Raw genomic sequence first — 15,011 nt, 5'->3', positions numbered from 1 at the left:
GTCGGGCCCGCACCATCGGGCCCGCACCATCCGGCCCGCACCATCGGGTACCGCCCGCGCGGTCAGCGCCAGCCGTGCTCCGGGTCGGTGTCGGCGTCGTCGTGGTAGTCCGTGGCGACCGGCGGGGCGTGGCCGTCGGTGCCGTCCGCGTAGGCGTCGGCCGGCGCCGCGTCGGAGTCCTGGTCGTACGCCTGCGGCGTCTCGCCCCGGATGAGCGCGAGCGCGGACGGCAGGTCGTCGGGCAGCACGAGGACCTCGCGCGCCTTCGACCCCTCCGAGGGCCCGACGATCTCGCGGGACTCGAGCAGGTCCATGAGCCGGCCCGCCTTCGCGAACCCGACGCGCAGCTTGCGCTGCAGCATCGAGGTGGAGCCGAACTGCGTGGTCACCACCAGCTCCGTGGCCTGCAGCAGGAGGTCGAGGTCGTCCCCGATGTCGTCGTCGACCTTCTTCTTCGCGGCGGCCGGGGCGGTGACGTCCTCGCGGTACACCGGCTTGAGCTGCGACTTCACGTGCTCGACGACGGCGTGCACCTCGGACTCCGTCACCCACGCGCCCTGCACGCGCATCGGCTTGGCCGCGCCCATCGGCAGGAACAGCGCGTCGCCCTGGCCGATGAGCTTCTCCGCGCCGGGCTGGTCGAGCACGACGCGCGAGTCGGCGAGCGACGACGTCGCGAACGCCAGCCGCGAGGGCACGTTGGCCTTGATGAGCCCCGTGACGACGTCGACCGACGGGCGCTGCGTGGCCAGCACGAGGTGGATGCCGGCGGCGCGGGCGAGCTGCGTGATGCGCTGGATCGAGGCCTCGACGTCGCGCGGCGCGACCATCATCAGGTCGGCGAGCTCGTCGACCACGACCAGCAGGTACGGGTACGGGGCGATCTTGCGCTCCGAACCCGGCAGCGGCTGCACCTTGCCGGAGCGGACGGCCGCGTTGAAGTCGTCGAGGTGCTTGAACCCGAACGTGGCCAGGTCGTCGTAGCGGGCGTCCATCTCGCGGACGACCCAGTCGAGGGCCTCGGCAGCCTTCTTCGGGCTGGTGATGATGGGCGTGATGAGGTGCGGGATGCCCTCGTAGGTGGTCAGCTCCACCCGCTTGGGGTCGACGAGGATCAGCCGCACCTGCTCCGGGGTGGAGCGCATGAGGATCGACGTGATCATCGAGTTGATGAAGCTCGACTTGCCCGCGCCGGTGGCGCCGGCGACGAGGATGTGCGGCATCTTCGCCAGGTTCGCGACGACGTACCCGCCCTCGACGTCCTTGCCCACGCCCATGACCATGGGGTGCTCGGTGCGGCGGGCGGCCGAGGAACGCAGCACGTCGCCGAGGACGACGGTCTCGCGGTCGGAGTTGGGGATCTCGATGCCGATCGCCGACTTGCCGGGGATGGGCGAGAGGATCCGCACGTCGGCGCTGGCCACCGCGTAGGCGATGTTGTTGGAGAGCGACGTGATGCGCTCCACCTTGGTCTTGGCGCCGACCTCGACCTCGTACCGGGTGACCGTCGGCCCGCGGGTGAACCCCGTGACCTGGGCGTCGACCCCGAAGTCGTCGAAGACCTTGGTCAGGGACTCGACCACCCGGTCGTTCGCCGCCGAGCGCGTCTTGTGCGGAGCACCCTTGCCGAGCGAGTCCTCGCTCGGCAGCAGGTAGACGGTGTCGCCGTCCAGCATCGGCTGCTCGCCGCGGCCCATCGGGGGCAGGTCGGACGGCGCCTTGGCCCCCGCCGGCTCGTCGACGAGCGCGGGCGAGTCCGTCTTCGCGGCCGGCGCCGCGCCCGCGACGACCTGCGTCGCCGGGGTGCGGTCCACCTTCCGGGTGGCCCCGGTGCGCAGCGCCGCGGCCTCCTTCTCGAGGGTGGCGGCCTTCTCGAAGGCCTCGTCGCCGGCGTACTCGTCGAGCCCGGCGGCCTCGGCGGCCTCCGCCGCGCGCTGGGCCTTGGTCTTGCGCGTGCGCTTCTTGCGGGGCGCCGGGTCGTCGCTGCCGTCGTGGCGCGAGACGCCGTCGGCGAGCGCCAGGCCGTCGTCGTCCGTGGCGGGCGCGTGGTTCCCGGTGAGCCGGTCGTACAGCCCGCGCAGGCGCTCGGGGATGCGGTGCACGGGCGTGGCCGTGACGACGAGCAGGCCGAAGAACCCCAGCAGGAGGAAGAGCGGGACCGCGACCCACTCGGTCACCCCGGTCACGACGGGCGTCGCCGTGAGGTAGCCGATGATCCCGCCGGCGTCCTTGACTCCCTCGAAGCCGTCGCGGGGCGACGGGTTCCCCTCGGAGATGGCGACGAGCGCCCCCACTGCGATGACGATGAACGTGAGGCCGATCGCGACGCGGGAGTTCGCCTGGCCCCGCTCGGGGTGGCGCATGACGCGCACCCCCAGCCAGATCAGTAGCACCGGCACGGCGACGCCGGCCAGACCGACGGTCCCGGCGACGACCGCGTGCACGACCTCGCCGAAGGTTCCGGACAGCCCCCACCACTCGCTCGCGGCCACGATCAGCGCGAGGGCGATGAGGAAGAAGGCGACGCCGTCTCGGCGGTGCTCGGGTTCCAGGTCTCTTGCTCCCTTGGTGATGCTGCGGGTCATGGCGCCCAGCCCGTGCGCGACCCCCAGGTACAGGCCGCGGACCGCACGCACCGGCCACGCGGGCTCGCTGCGTGCGGGGCGCCGGGCCGGCCGGCGACGCGCGTTGCTCGACGTGCTGCGGCCCCGTCCGGAGCCCTTGCCGCCGGAACGCGTGGTGCCGCTGCGTGCGGGCGCACGCCGGGTCGGGGCGGACACGGAGGCGTTCCGCCCCGTCCTCGCCGCTCCCCGGGGGGTCCCGGTGATCCTCCGGGCGGGTGTCCGGGTCGCCATGATGGTCCACGGTACCCGCGCTCGACCTCCCGACGGCGCAGGTCCGGGGCGCGTGTCCTTCCGCGCGGCCGGTTCAGCCGGCCGTCAGCAGCCCGACCGCCAGGGTGACGACGCCGGCGGCGAGCGCCACCGCCCCGAGCGGCAGGAGGACCACCGCCCGGTTGGGCGACGTCCGGCCCGCTCCCATCGCCGAGAAGAAGAAGCCCGCGGGCATGACGATCGCGGCCACGAGCACGCCGGTGGCGGCCAGCCAGCGGGCGAACCCGCCGAGGTCGGTGGCCTCGGTCAGCAGCACGCACAGCAGGCCCAGGATGACGAGCACCCCGGCGTGCGCGTGCCCCGCCCGGAAGAACGACGTCTGGAACCCCGTGGCGGCCACCCGGCCCGTCACGACCTTCACGAGGAAGTAGCCGCCGGACTCGATGGCCACGACGGTCAGCAGGACGATCCCCGCGGTGATGCGGGCGGCGTCGGTGAGCTCGAGCACGGGGACCTCCAGGGACGGCAATGTTTGCGAACACTGTTATAGAACACCGTTCCCAAACGTGTGTCAACGGGTTAGGCTCTCCGCATGGCCAGGCCCCGCGTGCACGACGACGCCCTGCGTACCCGACTGCTCGAGGTCGCGTCCGAGACCATCTCCACGGGCGGCGAGCAGTCGCTCACCGTCCGGGCCGTGGCGACCGCCGCCGGCACCAGCGCCTCCGCCGTCTACGCGCTGTTCGGCTCGCGCGAGCAGCTGCTCGCGGCCGTGAGCGCGGAGGGATTCCGGCGCTTCGCCGCCCGCCTGCAGTCCGTCCCGCGGGGCGGGGACCCCGTCGGTGACCTGCGGGAGCTGGGTCGTGCCTACCGCGACAGCGCGCTGGCCGACCCGCACTTCTACCGGGTGATGTTCGACCGCGGCGTCCGCCCGGGACCCGACGCGCCGGACCCCGTCCAGCAGCCCACGTTCCTCGTGCTGCGCGACGCGGCGGCGCGGGTCCTCGACGCCCCGCCGGAGCACGTCCAGGACGTGGCCGTCGGCCTGTGGGGCCTGGTGCACGGCCTCGTCTCGCTCGAGCTCGGCGGGCTGCTGCCCGGCGACCTGGCCGCGCGCTCCGCACGCTACGACGCCGCGGCGGGCGCCGTCGGGCCCGCGCTCCTGGCCCGCTGACCCCGCGCCCTCCCTGGTGCCGTCGAGTCGGCGCAGGAGCGAGACGCCGCAGGAGCGATACGCCGCAGGGCCGGCACGGGAGTCCGTGCCGGCCCTGCGGCGGGTGCGTACCTGAGCGCGTCTCGGCCGCGCCCGTGCCCTCAGGCCGTCAGGCCTCGACGACCACCGGCACGATCATCGGGCGGCGGCGCAGGCGACGGTTCACCCACTGGCCGATGACCCGGCGCATGATCTGCTGCAGCTGGTACGTGTCCGTCGCTCCCCCGGCGATGGCCTCCTCGAGGGCGGCGACGACGTCCGGCTGGATCTCCTCGAACACGGCGTCGTCCACGGCCATGGCCCGCGCCTGGATCTGCGGCCCGGCCAGCACCTTGCCCGTGGCGGTGTCGACCACGGCGAAGACGGAGACGAAGCCCTCCTCGCTCAGGGTCCGCCGGTCCTTGAGCTGGTTCTCCGTCACCTCGCCGACGGACGAGCCGTCGACGAAGACGTAGCCGCACGGCACCGCGCCGACCACGGACGCCTTGCCGTCCACGAGGTCGACGACGACGCCGTCCTCCGCGAGCACCACGCGCTCGGCGGGGACGCCGGTGCGCACCGCGAGCGCCCCGTTGGCGACGAGGTGGCGCACCTCGCCGTGCACGGGCATGACGTTCTTGGGACGCAGCACGTTGTAGCAGTACAGGAGCTCGCCCGCGCTGGCGTGGCCGGAGACGTGCACCTTGGCGTTGCCGGAGTGCACGACGCGCGCGCCGAGGCGGGTCAGGCCGTTGATGACGCGGAACACGGAGTTCTCGTTGCCCGGGATGAGCGAGCTGGCGAGGATCACGGTGTCGCCGTGGCCGACCTGCACCTTGTGGTCGCCGTTGGCCATCCGGCTCAGGGCCGCCATCGGCTCGCCCTGGGACCCGGTGGACATGTAGACGATGCGGTCGTCGGGCAGGCTGGCGGCCTGCTTGAGCTCGATGAGGACGCCCGGCGGGACGTCGAGGTAGCCCAGCTCGGACGCGATGCCCATGTTGCGCACCATCGAGCGGCCGACGAGCGCGACCTTGCGGCCGTGCGCGTGCGCGGCGTTGAGCACCTGCTGCACGCGGTGCACGTGCGACGAGAACGACGCGACGATGACGCGCTTCTCCGCCTGGGCGAAGACGCTGTCGAGCACCGGGCCGATCTCGACCTCGTTGGTGACGAAGCCGGGGACCTCCGCGTTCGTGGAGTCGACCATGAACAGGTCGACACCCTTCTCGCCGAGCCGGGAGAAGGCGCGCAGGTCGGTGACGCGGCCGTCGAGCGGCAGCTGGTCCATCTTGAAGTCGCCGGTGTGCAGCACGGTGCCCGCGCCGGTGGTGACGGCGACCGCGAGCGCGTCCGGGATCGAGTGGTTGACCGCGACGAACTCGCAGTCGAACGGGCCGAACCGCTCCGCCTGGCCCTCGGCCACGACCCGCAGCACGGGCCGGATGCGGTGCTCCTTGAGCTTGGCGTCCACGAACGCGAGCGTGAGCCGCGAGCCGACCAGCGGGATGTCGCGGCGCAGCCGCAGCAGGTACGGCACGGCGCCGATGTGGTCCTCGTGACCGTGCGTGAGGACGATGGCCTCGATGTCGTCGAGACGGTCCTTGATGTAGTCGAAGTCCGGCAGGATGAGGTCGACGCCGGGCTGGTGGTCCTCGGGGAAGAGGACCCCGCAGTCGATGATGAGCAGCCGGCCCTCGTACTCGAGGACGGCCATGTTGCGCCCCACCTCCCCCAGGCCGCCGAGGGCGACGATGCGAAGCCCCTTCGACGGCAGGGCGGGGGGCAGGGGAAGTTCGGGGTGAGGGTGGCTCACGGGGCCTCCTGGCCTGTGGTGTCTTACGGAAGTGTGGTGGCGTCCTCCAGGACGCCCGGAAGGATGCGGGCCGCGGCGAGCGCGGCGCGGACGTCGGCGACGTCGGCCTCGCTCGCGGGCACGTTGGGCAGGCGCATCGCGCGACCCTCGGCGAGCCCGAGGACCTCGAGCGCCGCCTTGACCATGACGGCCTGGGCCCCGGCGCCGTTCATCGCCGCGATGACGGGCAGCGTCGTGGTGAAGACCTCGAGCGCGCCGGCGTGGTCCCCGGCGTCGAAACGCCGCACGACCTCGGCGAACCGGCCCCCGACGACGTGCGCGGACACCGACACGATGCCGGCGGCGCCGTGGGCGAGGAACGGCAGCAGCAGGCCGTCGTCGCCCGAGTACCACGCCAGGCCGGTCGCGGCCCGCAGGGCGGGCATGGCGGCCACGTCGGCGGTGGCGTCCTTGGTCGCCACGACGCGCGGGTGAGCCGCGATGCGCTCGTACGTGGCCGGGGCGATGCGCACGCCGGCGCGGCCGGGGATGTCGTAGATCATGACGGGCAGGTCGGTCGAGTCGGCGACCGCCGCGAAGTGCTGGTAGAGCCCCTCTTGCGTGGGACGCGAGTAGTAGGGCGAGACCACGAGCAGGCCGTGGGCCCCCGCCTCTGCGCCCTGCTCGGCCATCCGCACCGCGTGGGCGGTGTCGTTGGAGCCCGCCCCCGTGAGCACGTAGGCGCGGTCGCCGACCGCGTCCACGACGGCGCGCACGAGGTCGGCCTTCTCCGGGGCGTGCGTCGCGGGCGCCTCGCCCGTGGTGCCCGACAGGACGAGCCCGTCGTTGCCGTCGTCGACCAGCCGCTTCGCGAGGCGGGCCGCCGCAGGGAGGTCGACCTCTCCCGCCGGCGTCATCGGGGTGACCATGGCGGTGAGGACCGCGCCGAACGGGCGCGCGGAGGCCGGGGCGAACGTCATGGGTCAACCGTACCGGGCGCACCGTCCTGCGGGACGCCAGGCTCACCCTTCGAGCAGCCGCCCGACGTGCGCGACGACGTCGTGCACCTCGACGCCGTCCGTGCCCAGCACCACGACACCGGGGCCGTCGACGACGGCCCGCAGGCCCTCGCCGTAGGCCGCCATGGCCGGCGCGTCCAGCCCCTGCCGGTGCGCGGCCGCGTCACCGGTCTGGCGCGACGCCACCGTGGCCCACGACGCCTCGAGGACGACGTGCACGAAGACGGCGTCGGCGTCCCGGGCCGCCCGCTCGAACCGGGCGGCCTGGTCGGGGCGCGCCACCAGCTGCGGCACGACCACGTCGCTCCCGCCGCGCAGGTGCTCGGCGGCCATCGCGAGGCCGAGCGCCCGCGCCGGCCCGGCCGTCGAGGCGGGATCGCCGGCGTCGCGGGAGATCAGGCCGCGCACGACGTCGATGTCGAGGTTCAGGGTGCCGGGGCGGCGAGCGGCGACGGCGACCGACACCGTCGACTTGCCGACCCCCGGGAGCCCGTTGAGCAGCAGCAGGGTCGGGCGGCGGCGGCGTGGATCCACAGCGCGATCCTACGGACCGACCCGGTGCCCACCGCCACGTGTCGAGCAGACGGCGGTCCGTGCATACTCGGTGCCATGGCCGCCGCCCCGCTGTCCCCCGCGCTCGTCGCGCACCTGCCGACGGGGATGCTGGCGGGCGGCCACTGGGGTCCCGCCGCAGGCGGTCGCACGTTCGAGGTCGCCGACCCTGCCACCGGACAGGTGCTGTTCGACGTCGCCGACGCCTCTGCCGACGACGGGCGCCGTGCCCTCGACTCGGCCTCGGGGGCCGCCGCCGCGTGGCGCGCCGTCGCCCCCCGCGAGCGCTCGGAGCTGCTGCGGGCGGTCTACGAACGGATCGTCGCGCGGGCCGACGCGTTCGCCTCCCTCATCACCGCGGAGTGCGGCAAGCCGCTGGCCGAGGCGCGGGCGGAGGTGCTCTACGGCGCCGACTTCCTGCGCTGGTACGCCGAGCAGGCCGTGCGCACCGACGGGCTGGTGCGCACGGCGCCGGCCGGGACCAACCGCCAGCACGTCCACCGTCGCCCGGTCGGGCCGGCCCTGCTCGTCACGCCCTGGAACTTCCCGATCGCGATGGCCACCCGCAAGATCGGGCCGGCCCTCGCCGCCGGCTGCACGGTCGTGATCAAGCCCGCCCACGCGACGCCGCTGACGACGATGCTGGTCGCGGAGGTGATCCGGTCGGAGCTGGCCGACCGCGGCCTGCCGGCGGGCGTGGTGAACGTGGTCCCGACCACGAGCGCAGGCGACGTCGTCGGCCCGCTCCTGGCGGACGAGCGCCTGCGCAAGCTGTCGTTCACGGGCTCCACGGCTGTGGGCAGCTCGCTGCTGCGCCAGGCGGCCGACCAGGTGCTGAACTGCTCGATGGAGCTGGGCGGCAATGCCCCGTTCGTCGTGTTCGCCGACGCCGACCTCGACGCCGCCCTCGAGGGCGCCACGGTCGCGAAGCTGCGCAACGCCGGACAGTCGTGCGTCGCCGCCAACCGGTTCCTCGTGCACGACTCCCTCGCCCGGGAGTTCGCCCGGCGGCTCGCGGACCGCTTCGCCCGGCTGCGCGTGGGCCGTGGCTGGGACGACGGCGTCGACGTCGGCCCCCTCATCGACGCGCGCGCGGTCGAGAAGGTCGACGCCCTGGTGTCCGACGCGACGGACCACGGCGCCCAGGTCCTCACCGGCGGGAGCGCGCCGGACGGGCCCGGCAGCTTCTACACCCCCACCGTGCTGGCGGGCGTCGATGCGGGACAGCGCGTGGTGCGCGAGGAGATCTTCGGCCCGGTGGCGCCCGTGGTCGCGTTCGCCGACGACGACGAGGCGATCGAGCTGGCGAACGACACCGAGTACGGGCTCGCCGCCTACGCCTACACCACGTCGCTCGACCGCGCGCTGCGCGCGAGCGACGAGATCGAGGCCGGGATGATCGGCATCAACCGCGGGATGGTCTCGGACGCCAGCGCCCCGTTCGGCGGGGTGAAGCAGTCCGGCCTCGGCCGCGAGGGCGGCGAGGCGGGGCTCGAGGAGTATCTCGAGACCGTCTACGTCGCGCTCTGAGAGCCGCGACGGTCCCGAGCCGCGCCGTCCGCACGTCGGTCGTCTCCGGCCGTGGTGGCCGACCCGTGGTTTCCTGGCGCTCGTGACAGGACGACGGGACCCGGAGGTGCGCGCCGCCGTCCGCCAGGGCGCGTCGGTCGCGATCGCGACCGGCCTGTACGGGATCTCGTTCGGCGCCCTGTCCGTGGTCGCCGGCGTGAGCGTGCCCCAGACGATGGCCCTGAGCCTCCTGCTGTTCTCCGGCGGCTCCCAGTTCGCGCTGATCGGCGTGGTCGCCGCGGGCGGCTCGCCGTTCGCGGCGGTGGCGACGGCGACGCTCCTGGGCGTGCGCAACACGCTGTACGGCACGGTCGTGTCGCCGCTGCTGCAGGTCCGCGGGTGGCGGCGGCTGGCCGCGGCGCAGGTGACGATCGACGAGTCCACGGCGGTCGCCGTCGGCCAGCGCACGCCCGCCGCCGTCCGCGCGGGGTTCTGGACGACCGGCATCGGCGTCTTCGTGCTGTGGAACGCCTTCACCCTGCTGGGTGCCGTCGCGGGCGACGCCCTCGGCGACCCCCGCGCCTGGGGTCTGGACGCGGCCGCCGGGGCGGCGTTCCTCGCCCTCGTGTGGCCACGGCTCGCCGCCCGGCGGGCGCAGGTCGTGGCCGCGCTCGCCGTCGTCGTCTCGCTCGCGCTGATCCCGCTCGTCCCCGCCGGCCTCCCGGTGCTGGCGGCCGCCGCGGTCGCCATCGTCGTCGGGCTCGTGTCGCGCCCGGCGACCGGCCGGCCCGAGCGCGAGGACGGCGACGGCGGGCGCCCCGAGGAGGCCCAATGACGACGGCCCTGCTGTGGGCGACCGTGCTCGTCGCGTCGCTCGCCTGCTTCGCGCTCAAGCTCGCCGGCCACCTCATCCCCGAGCACTGGCTCGCGGCCGAGCGCGTGCAGCGCACCTCGACCCTGGTCACCGTGGCGTTGCTCGTGTCCCTCGTGGTGGTGCAGACGTTCGCGGACGGCCAGGCCGTGGTCGTGGACGCGCGGCTCCCGGCGCTCGCCGTGGCCGCCCTCGCGCTCGCCCTGCGCGCGCCGTTCATCCTGGTGGTCGTGCTCGCCGCCGCCACCGCGGCCGGGCTGCGGGCACTGGGCTGGGGCTGAGCCGCACCGCGACGCCCGCTCCGGGTTCTCCACAGGGTTGGCCTGGGACTTCGCCGCGTACGTGTGACCCGGGCTACTCTCGTGCCGCTGCGGCCGCACGCGTCGCACCGAGCCGACGACGCCCCGGGAGTAGGACCGCATGACCCGCGCCGCACGCGCCACCTCGACGACCGGCAACGCCGCACGCCGGTCGGCCCGACCCTCCGCCACCGTGGTGGCCGCCCTGCTCACCGTGGGCCTGCTCAGTGCCTGCTCCGGAGCGGAGACTCCGCAGGAGGACCCGGGCACCACGACCACGGCTCCGCCCGAGGAGACCAGCGCCTCCCCCACGCCCAGCGCCACCGAAGAGGGCGTCGAGAAGCCCGAGCGCCCGGCGGCGATGGACAAGAAGAACGCTGACGGCGCCGCGGCCGCAGCCGAGTACTTCCTCTCGCTGCGCTCCTACACGCTGTCCACCGGCGACACCTCGGAATGGAAGGCTATGTCCCACAAGACTTGCGGCTATTGCGAGTCGGCACTTGGACAAGCGAAGCGGATCGTCAAAGAAGATGACCACTTCGAAGGTGGCGAGGTCACCGCCAAAGTCACAAAGAAGTATCAGCGCGACGAGGCCACGGGAATCTGGCCGGTGGACGCTGATGTCGAAGAAGCGGCGATTCGCGTCACCGACAAGGCAGGCGACACGATCTTCAGTACCGACACCGCTCGCTACGCCAGCCGGATCGAGGTCGGCCTCATGGGAGACGACTGGGTCATAGTCGAAGTCGCCGACGTTCCCGAGGACTGAGTCGTGATTCGTCGAAGCATGGTTCCCTGGTTAGCAATTCTGTTGCTCGTCGCACCTCTCGGTATACCAAGCGCCTCTGCTGCACCCCTGGGTGCCGCACGGAGTTCCGATGACTTTTCCGGACACACAGATCAGGAGAAGGAGACGGTAAACGTCGAAGCGCTCGAACAGCAGGACGAGTTGCTGGAGGGTTCGAGCTCGAACCCCGGCAAGGAGTCGGCCCCGTCGAAGTGGGTGTACTGGCGCGCCACGCCCGAGATGTGCGAGCTTCTCGGCCTCACAGGATCGGCCGAGACCCAGTTCGCCGCGGCGTGCGCCCGCCCGGAAGCCCGGGTCGGCTACGACGGCATCGAGTGCGAGAACGACCAGTTCGCGATGGAGGCGCTGTTCCGCGCGGAGCGCGACCCGGAGACCGGTGAGCTGGGGCCCGCCACCATCGCCGGCGACGAGCAGTGCGTCTCCCCGGCCGACCTGGCCGAGGCGGCAGCCCGCGAGTTCGCGTCCCTGAAGATCCGGCCCTCCCCGCTGCACGTGCAGCCGCCGGACGGCTGGACCCTCATCAACGTCGACACCATCACGTACACCGAGGACACCCCGCAGGAGTTCGACACCACCCTCCTGGGCGTCCCGGTCACGCTGCGCGCCGTCCCGGCGGAGTACTCGTGGGACTACGACGACGGCACCCGCCCGCTCGTCACCGACACCCCCGGCGCGCCGTACCCGAACCACACGGTGGCGCACACCTACTCCGCCCCCGGCACGGCGACCATCACCCTCGACACCACCTGGGCCGGACAGTTCCGGATCGCCGGCACCGCCACCTGGACCGACGTCCCGGGGGCCGCGACGACCGAGACCAGCACCGACGAGATCACCATCCACGAGGCCCGCACCCGCCTCGTGGAGGATCCGGTCGACGAGTAGCCCTGCGGCCCTCGGCGCGCCGACGGGATCGTCACGAGGAGGCGTGCGGACGACGACGCCACGCCCCGCCCGGGCGACGGTCGGCCGGCACTAGGGTGACGGGATGGCACTCTTCCGCGAGACGGCCGACGTCTCGGTCCGACCGGCCGTCCCGGGCGACGAAGCCCCGATGACCCGCGTCCAGGTGACCGCGTGGCGCGACACCCACGAGGTGGCGCTGGGCGACGGCGTCATCGACGCACTCGACACCGACGCGATGCAGGCCCGCTGGGCCCAGGCGATCACCTCGCCCCCGGGCCCGGGCTTCGCCGTGCTGGTCGCGCTCGACGGGCCCGACGTCGTCGGGTTCGCAGCCGTCGCGCCCGGCCAGCTCCTCGCTCTCGAGGTCCACCCCGACCACCAGCGGGGCGGCCACGGGTCGCGCCTGCTCGCCGCCGCCGTCGACCGCCTCCGCACCGACGGCGCGGAGCAGATCGTCACGTGGATCATGGACGACGACACCGCGCGCGAGCGGTTCTTCTCCTCCGCAGGCCTCGGACCCGACGGCACGGAGCGCGTCCTCGCCACCGGCGTGCGGGACGTCGTCGAGCACCGCTGGTCCGCGGCCGTCTGACCTTCTCGGAGGACGAGCGGGCCACGCCCCGCGCGAGGGCGGATGAAAGGATGAGGCGGTGCCCCGCTCCCCCGAACCCACCCGGACCGTGCGGGACGCCGCCGCCGGCATCACCGTCCTCGCGGTCGCCAACTTCGTCGCCATCACCACCGAGGTGCTGCCGGTCGGCCTCCTGCCGCAGCTGGCGCGCGGCGTCGACGTCACGGAGTCGACGGCCGGCCTGCTCGTCACCGTCTACGCGTTCGTGGTCGCGGCGTTCGCCGTCCCGCTGACGGTCGCCACCCGGGCGGTGCCCCGCAAGCCGTTGCTGCTGGTGACGCTCGGCATCTACTCGATCAGCAACGTGCTCGTGGCGGTGGCGCCGTCGTACGCGATGCTGGTGGTGGCCCGCACGCTCGGCGGCCTCGGGCACGCCGTCTTCTTCTCGGTGTCGATCGCCTACGCGGCGCGGCTGGTCAGCCCGCTGTACACCGGGCGGGCGCTCACGCTCGTCACGGCGGGCGGCACCATCGGGTTCGTCCTCGGCGTGCCGCTGTCCACGTCGCTCGGGGCGGCGGTGGGCTGGCGCTGGTCGTTCGCGTTGCTCGGCGCCGTCTGCGCCGCCACGGCCCTGCTGGTCGCGCGGCTGCTGCCCGCCGTCGCCGTCGAGCCGGAGCCCCCGCGGGACCGGTCCGGGGCCCGCGCCGGCCGGAAGCGGCTCGGGATCGTGGTCGGCACCAACACCGTCCTGTTCGGCGGGCAGTACACCGTCTACACCTACATCTCGGTGATCCTGCTGGCCGCCGGGCTGTCGGAGGCCGCCGTCGGCCCCGCCCTGCTGGTGTTCGGGGCCCTCGGCCTCGTCGGGCTGTGGGCCGCGGCGCGCTACCTGGACCGCACGCCCCGGGCACTGACACTCGCCGCGATGGCGACCATCGCCGTCGCGCTCGTCGCCGTGGCGCTCGCGCTGCCCGCGACGGTCGGGGTGCTCGTCGCGGCGGGGGTGTGGCTGGCGGCCTTCGGTGCCATCCCGGCGACCTTCCAGGCCGCCGCGCTGCGCACGCAGGGCGCCACGGCCGACGTGGCGGGCGCCTTCGTCAACGCGACCTCGAACCTCGGGATCGGCCTCGGCGCGGCCGCCGGGGCCGTGATCGTCGCCGGCCCCGGTCCCGGTGCGCTGGCGCTCGCCGGGGCGGCGATCGTCGCGGCCTCCTGCGTCGCCGTCCTCGTCGCGCGACGGGCGTTCCCCCGCGAGCCCTGACAGCCCTGACAGCCCTGACGACCGCACCCCGTCGACCGTCCGGCCCTCACCGGGCCTCGGTCGGCGCGGTCTCAGTCGGTCCGGGACCCCGGGAAGAGCGCGGAGGCCTTGCGCAGCGCGCCGCGAGCCCGACGGCGGTCCCTCGCGGCGTCGTAGGCGAACGCCAGGTGGTACCACGCCTTCCAGTCGTCGGGAGCCCGCTCGACGGCGGCACGACGCTCCTCGAAGGCGGCGTCGGCCGCGCCGCGGTCGATGCGCCCTCCCGGCGAGCGCGGCAGGTCGTCGACGGGCAGCTCGCCCGCCGCGGCCAGGGCGTCCGCCATGCGTTGCACGCGGGTGGCGAGCCGGTACTCCACCGCGATCAGCACGATGACCAGCAGCGGGATCACCAGGACGGCCACACCGATGCCGATCAGCACCGGTTCGCCGGTAGCGACCATCGACCAGCCGCGACCGGCGATCTGCCATACGTACAGCGCGAGCAGCGCCGTGACCGCCAGCGCGCCGGCGAGCCCGCGCGGCAGCCGGCGGCGGGCGGGTGCCCGGCCTCCCGGGTCCGGCGTCGCGCCCGGACGGTCTGCGCTCACCCGAGGTCCAGGACGTTCTCGAGGCCGACGGTCAGCCCGGGGCGGGAGCCGACCTCGCGCACCGCCAGCAGCACCCCGGGCATGAACGACGCCCGGTCGAACGAGTCCTGCCGGATGACGAGCTGCTCGCCGGCGTTGCCGAGGAGGATCTCCTCGTGCGCGACGAGGCCCCGCAGCCGCACGGCGTGCACCCGCACGCCGTCGACGTCCGCCCCGCGAGCCTCGTGGCCCGTCTCGGTGGCGTCCGGCATCGCGCCCAGCCCGGCTTCCGTCCGTGCGCGGGCGATCGCCGCGGCCGTGTGCCGGGCCGTGCCGGAGGGCGCGTCGATCTTGTCCGGGTGGTGCAGCTCCACCACCTCGGCCGACTCGAAGTAGCGTGCGGCCTTCGCTGCGAACGTCATGGCGAGCACGGCGGACAGCCCGAAGTTCGGGGCGATCAGCACCCCGAGGCCCTCGCCGGCCGGCCGGCCGTCGTTCGCCCGCTCGAGGTGCTCGGACACGCGCCCGCGGGAGGCGTCGTCCCAGCCTGTCGTGCCCACGACGACGTGCGCGCCGGCGTCGAGCGCCGCGTGGACGTTGGCCTCGGTCGCCGCTGGGACGGTGAAGTCCACGGCGACGTCGGCACCGGCCAGCGTGGACGCGTCGACCGTGTCGCCCGCGTCGATGCGGGCGACGAGCTCCAGCCCGTCGGCCGCCTCGACCGCCGCGCAGGTCTGGGCGCCCATGCGCCCGGCTGCGCCGAGGACGGCCACCCGGATCGTGTCAGTCATGTCTCTCCCGTCGTGTGTCTCGGACGCGGTCCGGCCG

Annotated in this window: 15 protein-coding genes; 8 read left to right on the top strand and 7 right to left on the bottom strand. The window is 74.0% G+C overall.

Features of this window, described 5'->3' with window-relative positions; genetic code table 11:
• Nucleotides 1-62: 62 nt before the first annotated feature.
• Together IEW03_RS09130 and IEW03_RS09125 are read right to left on the bottom strand one after the other, a co-directional pair.
• Complete coding sequence (locus tag IEW03_RS09130; protein WP_188523481.1) at nucleotides 63-2,585, bottom strand: FtsK/SpoIIIE family DNA translocase; 2,523 nt, start codon at nucleotides 2,583-2,585, stop codon at nucleotides 63-65.
• 343 nt (nucleotides 2,586-2,928) lie between these two features.
• The gene (locus tag IEW03_RS09125; RefSeq protein ID WP_188523354.1) at nucleotides 2,929-3,342 is read right to left on the bottom strand and encodes a hypothetical protein; all 414 of its coding nucleotides are present in this window, start codon (nucleotides 3,340-3,342) and stop codon (nucleotides 2,929-2,931) included.
• 84 nt (nucleotides 3,343-3,426) lie between these two features.
• Here IEW03_RS09125 and IEW03_RS09120 point away from each other — a divergent pair, with 84 nt between their 5' ends.
• Nucleotides 3,427-4,008 carry a TetR/AcrR family transcriptional regulator gene (locus tag IEW03_RS09120; protein WP_188523353.1) on the top strand — a complete coding sequence of 194 codons (582 nt, stop codon included), beginning with the start codon at nucleotides 3,427-3,429 and terminating at the stop codon, nucleotides 4,006-4,008.
• Nucleotides 4,009-4,156: 148 nt separating this feature from the next.
• On the opposite strand, the gene IEW03_RS09115 is transcribed toward IEW03_RS09120, so the two are convergent.
• The 3 genes from IEW03_RS09115 to IEW03_RS09105 are packed head-to-tail and all read right to left on the bottom strand — an operon-like array spanning nucleotide 4,157 to nucleotide 7,374.
• Complete coding sequence (locus IEW03_RS09115; RefSeq protein ID WP_188523352.1) at nucleotides 4,157-5,842, bottom strand: ribonuclease J; 1,686 nt, start codon at nucleotides 5,840-5,842, stop codon at nucleotides 4,157-4,159.
• A 23-nt stretch (nucleotides 5,843-5,865) separates the two neighbouring features.
• Nucleotides 5,866-6,801 (bottom strand): 4-hydroxy-tetrahydrodipicolinate synthase, encoded by a 936-nt coding sequence (gene dapA / locus IEW03_RS09110; RefSeq protein ID WP_188523351.1) that lies wholly within the window; start codon nucleotides 6,799-6,801, stop codon nucleotides 5,866-5,868.
• A gap of 42 nt (nucleotides 6,802-6,843) precedes the next feature.
• Nucleotides 6,844-7,374, bottom strand: coding sequence for an AAA family ATPase (locus IEW03_RS09105; protein WP_188523350.1), 531 nt, complete (start codon nucleotides 7,372-7,374; stop codon nucleotides 6,844-6,846).
• A 75-nt stretch (nucleotides 7,375-7,449) separates the two neighbouring features.
• Between IEW03_RS09105 and IEW03_RS09100 the strand changes: the two genes are divergently transcribed.
• The 7 genes from IEW03_RS09100 to IEW03_RS09070 all read left to right on the top strand — a co-directional run bounded on the left by IEW03_RS09100 (nucleotide 7,450) and on the right by IEW03_RS09070 (nucleotide 13,617).
• Nucleotides 7,450-8,922, top strand: coding sequence for an NAD-dependent succinate-semialdehyde dehydrogenase (locus tag IEW03_RS09100; RefSeq protein WP_188523349.1), 1,473 nt, complete (start codon nucleotides 7,450-7,452; stop codon nucleotides 8,920-8,922).
• 82 nt (nucleotides 8,923-9,004) lie between these two features.
• On the top strand, nucleotides 9,005-9,736 hold the full coding sequence (locus IEW03_RS09095) for an AzlC family ABC transporter permease (RefSeq protein ID WP_188523348.1): 732 nt from the start codon (nucleotides 9,005-9,007) through the stop codon (nucleotides 9,734-9,736).
• Nucleotides 9,733-10,053, top strand: a complete 321-nt coding sequence (locus tag IEW03_RS09090) for an AzlD domain-containing protein (RefSeq protein ID WP_188523347.1) — start codon at nucleotides 9,733-9,735, stop codon at nucleotides 10,051-10,053. The genes IEW03_RS09095 and IEW03_RS09090 overlap by 4 nt, the downstream gene beginning before the upstream one ends.
• A 139-nt stretch (nucleotides 10,054-10,192) precedes the next feature.
• Nucleotides 10,193-10,840: a DUF6318 family protein gene (locus tag IEW03_RS09085; RefSeq protein ID WP_188523346.1), complete on the top strand. Its 648-nt coding sequence runs from the start codon at nucleotides 10,193-10,195 to the stop codon at nucleotides 10,838-10,840.
• 180 nt (nucleotides 10,841-11,020) lie between these two features.
• Nucleotides 11,021-11,764 (top strand): PKD domain-containing protein, encoded by a 744-nt coding sequence (locus IEW03_RS09080; RefSeq protein WP_188523345.1) that lies wholly within the window; start codon nucleotides 11,021-11,023, stop codon nucleotides 11,762-11,764.
• A 103-nt stretch (nucleotides 11,765-11,867) separates the two neighbouring features.
• Entirely contained in the window at nucleotides 11,868-12,377 is a 510-nt protein-coding gene (locus tag IEW03_RS09075) for a GNAT family N-acetyltransferase (protein ID WP_188523344.1), read from the top strand.
• Nucleotides 12,378-12,435: 58 nt separating this feature from the next.
• A complete protein-coding gene (locus IEW03_RS09070) occupies nucleotides 12,436-13,617 on the top strand; it encodes an MFS transporter (protein WP_188523343.1) in 1,182 nt (393 codons plus the stop codon).
• Nucleotides 13,618-13,688: 71 nt separating this feature from the next.
• Here IEW03_RS09070 and IEW03_RS09065 read toward each other — a convergent pair whose 3' ends face one another.
• Together IEW03_RS09065 and dapB are read right to left on the bottom strand one after the other, a co-directional pair.
• Nucleotides 13,689-14,204 carry a hypothetical protein gene (locus tag IEW03_RS09065; protein WP_229737855.1) on the bottom strand — a complete coding sequence of 172 codons (516 nt, stop codon included), beginning with the start codon at nucleotides 14,202-14,204 and terminating at the stop codon, nucleotides 13,689-13,691.
• Nucleotides 14,201-14,974: a 4-hydroxy-tetrahydrodipicolinate reductase gene (gene dapB, locus IEW03_RS09060; RefSeq protein WP_188523342.1), complete on the bottom strand. Its 774-nt coding sequence runs from the start codon at nucleotides 14,972-14,974 to the stop codon at nucleotides 14,201-14,203. Before dapB ends, IEW03_RS09065 begins: the two co-directional genes overlap by 4 nt.
• Nucleotides 14,975-15,011: the final 37 nt, after the last annotated feature.

The sequence above is a fragment of the Isoptericola cucumis genome, from assembly GCF_014635665.1.
In the GTDB taxonomy this organism is placed as follows: domain Bacteria; phylum Actinomycetota; class Actinomycetes; order Actinomycetales; family Cellulomonadaceae; genus Isoptericola; species Isoptericola cucumis.
Note: the sequence above shows the minus strand (reverse complement) of the source record. Positions and strands in the feature narration are given on the sequence as shown.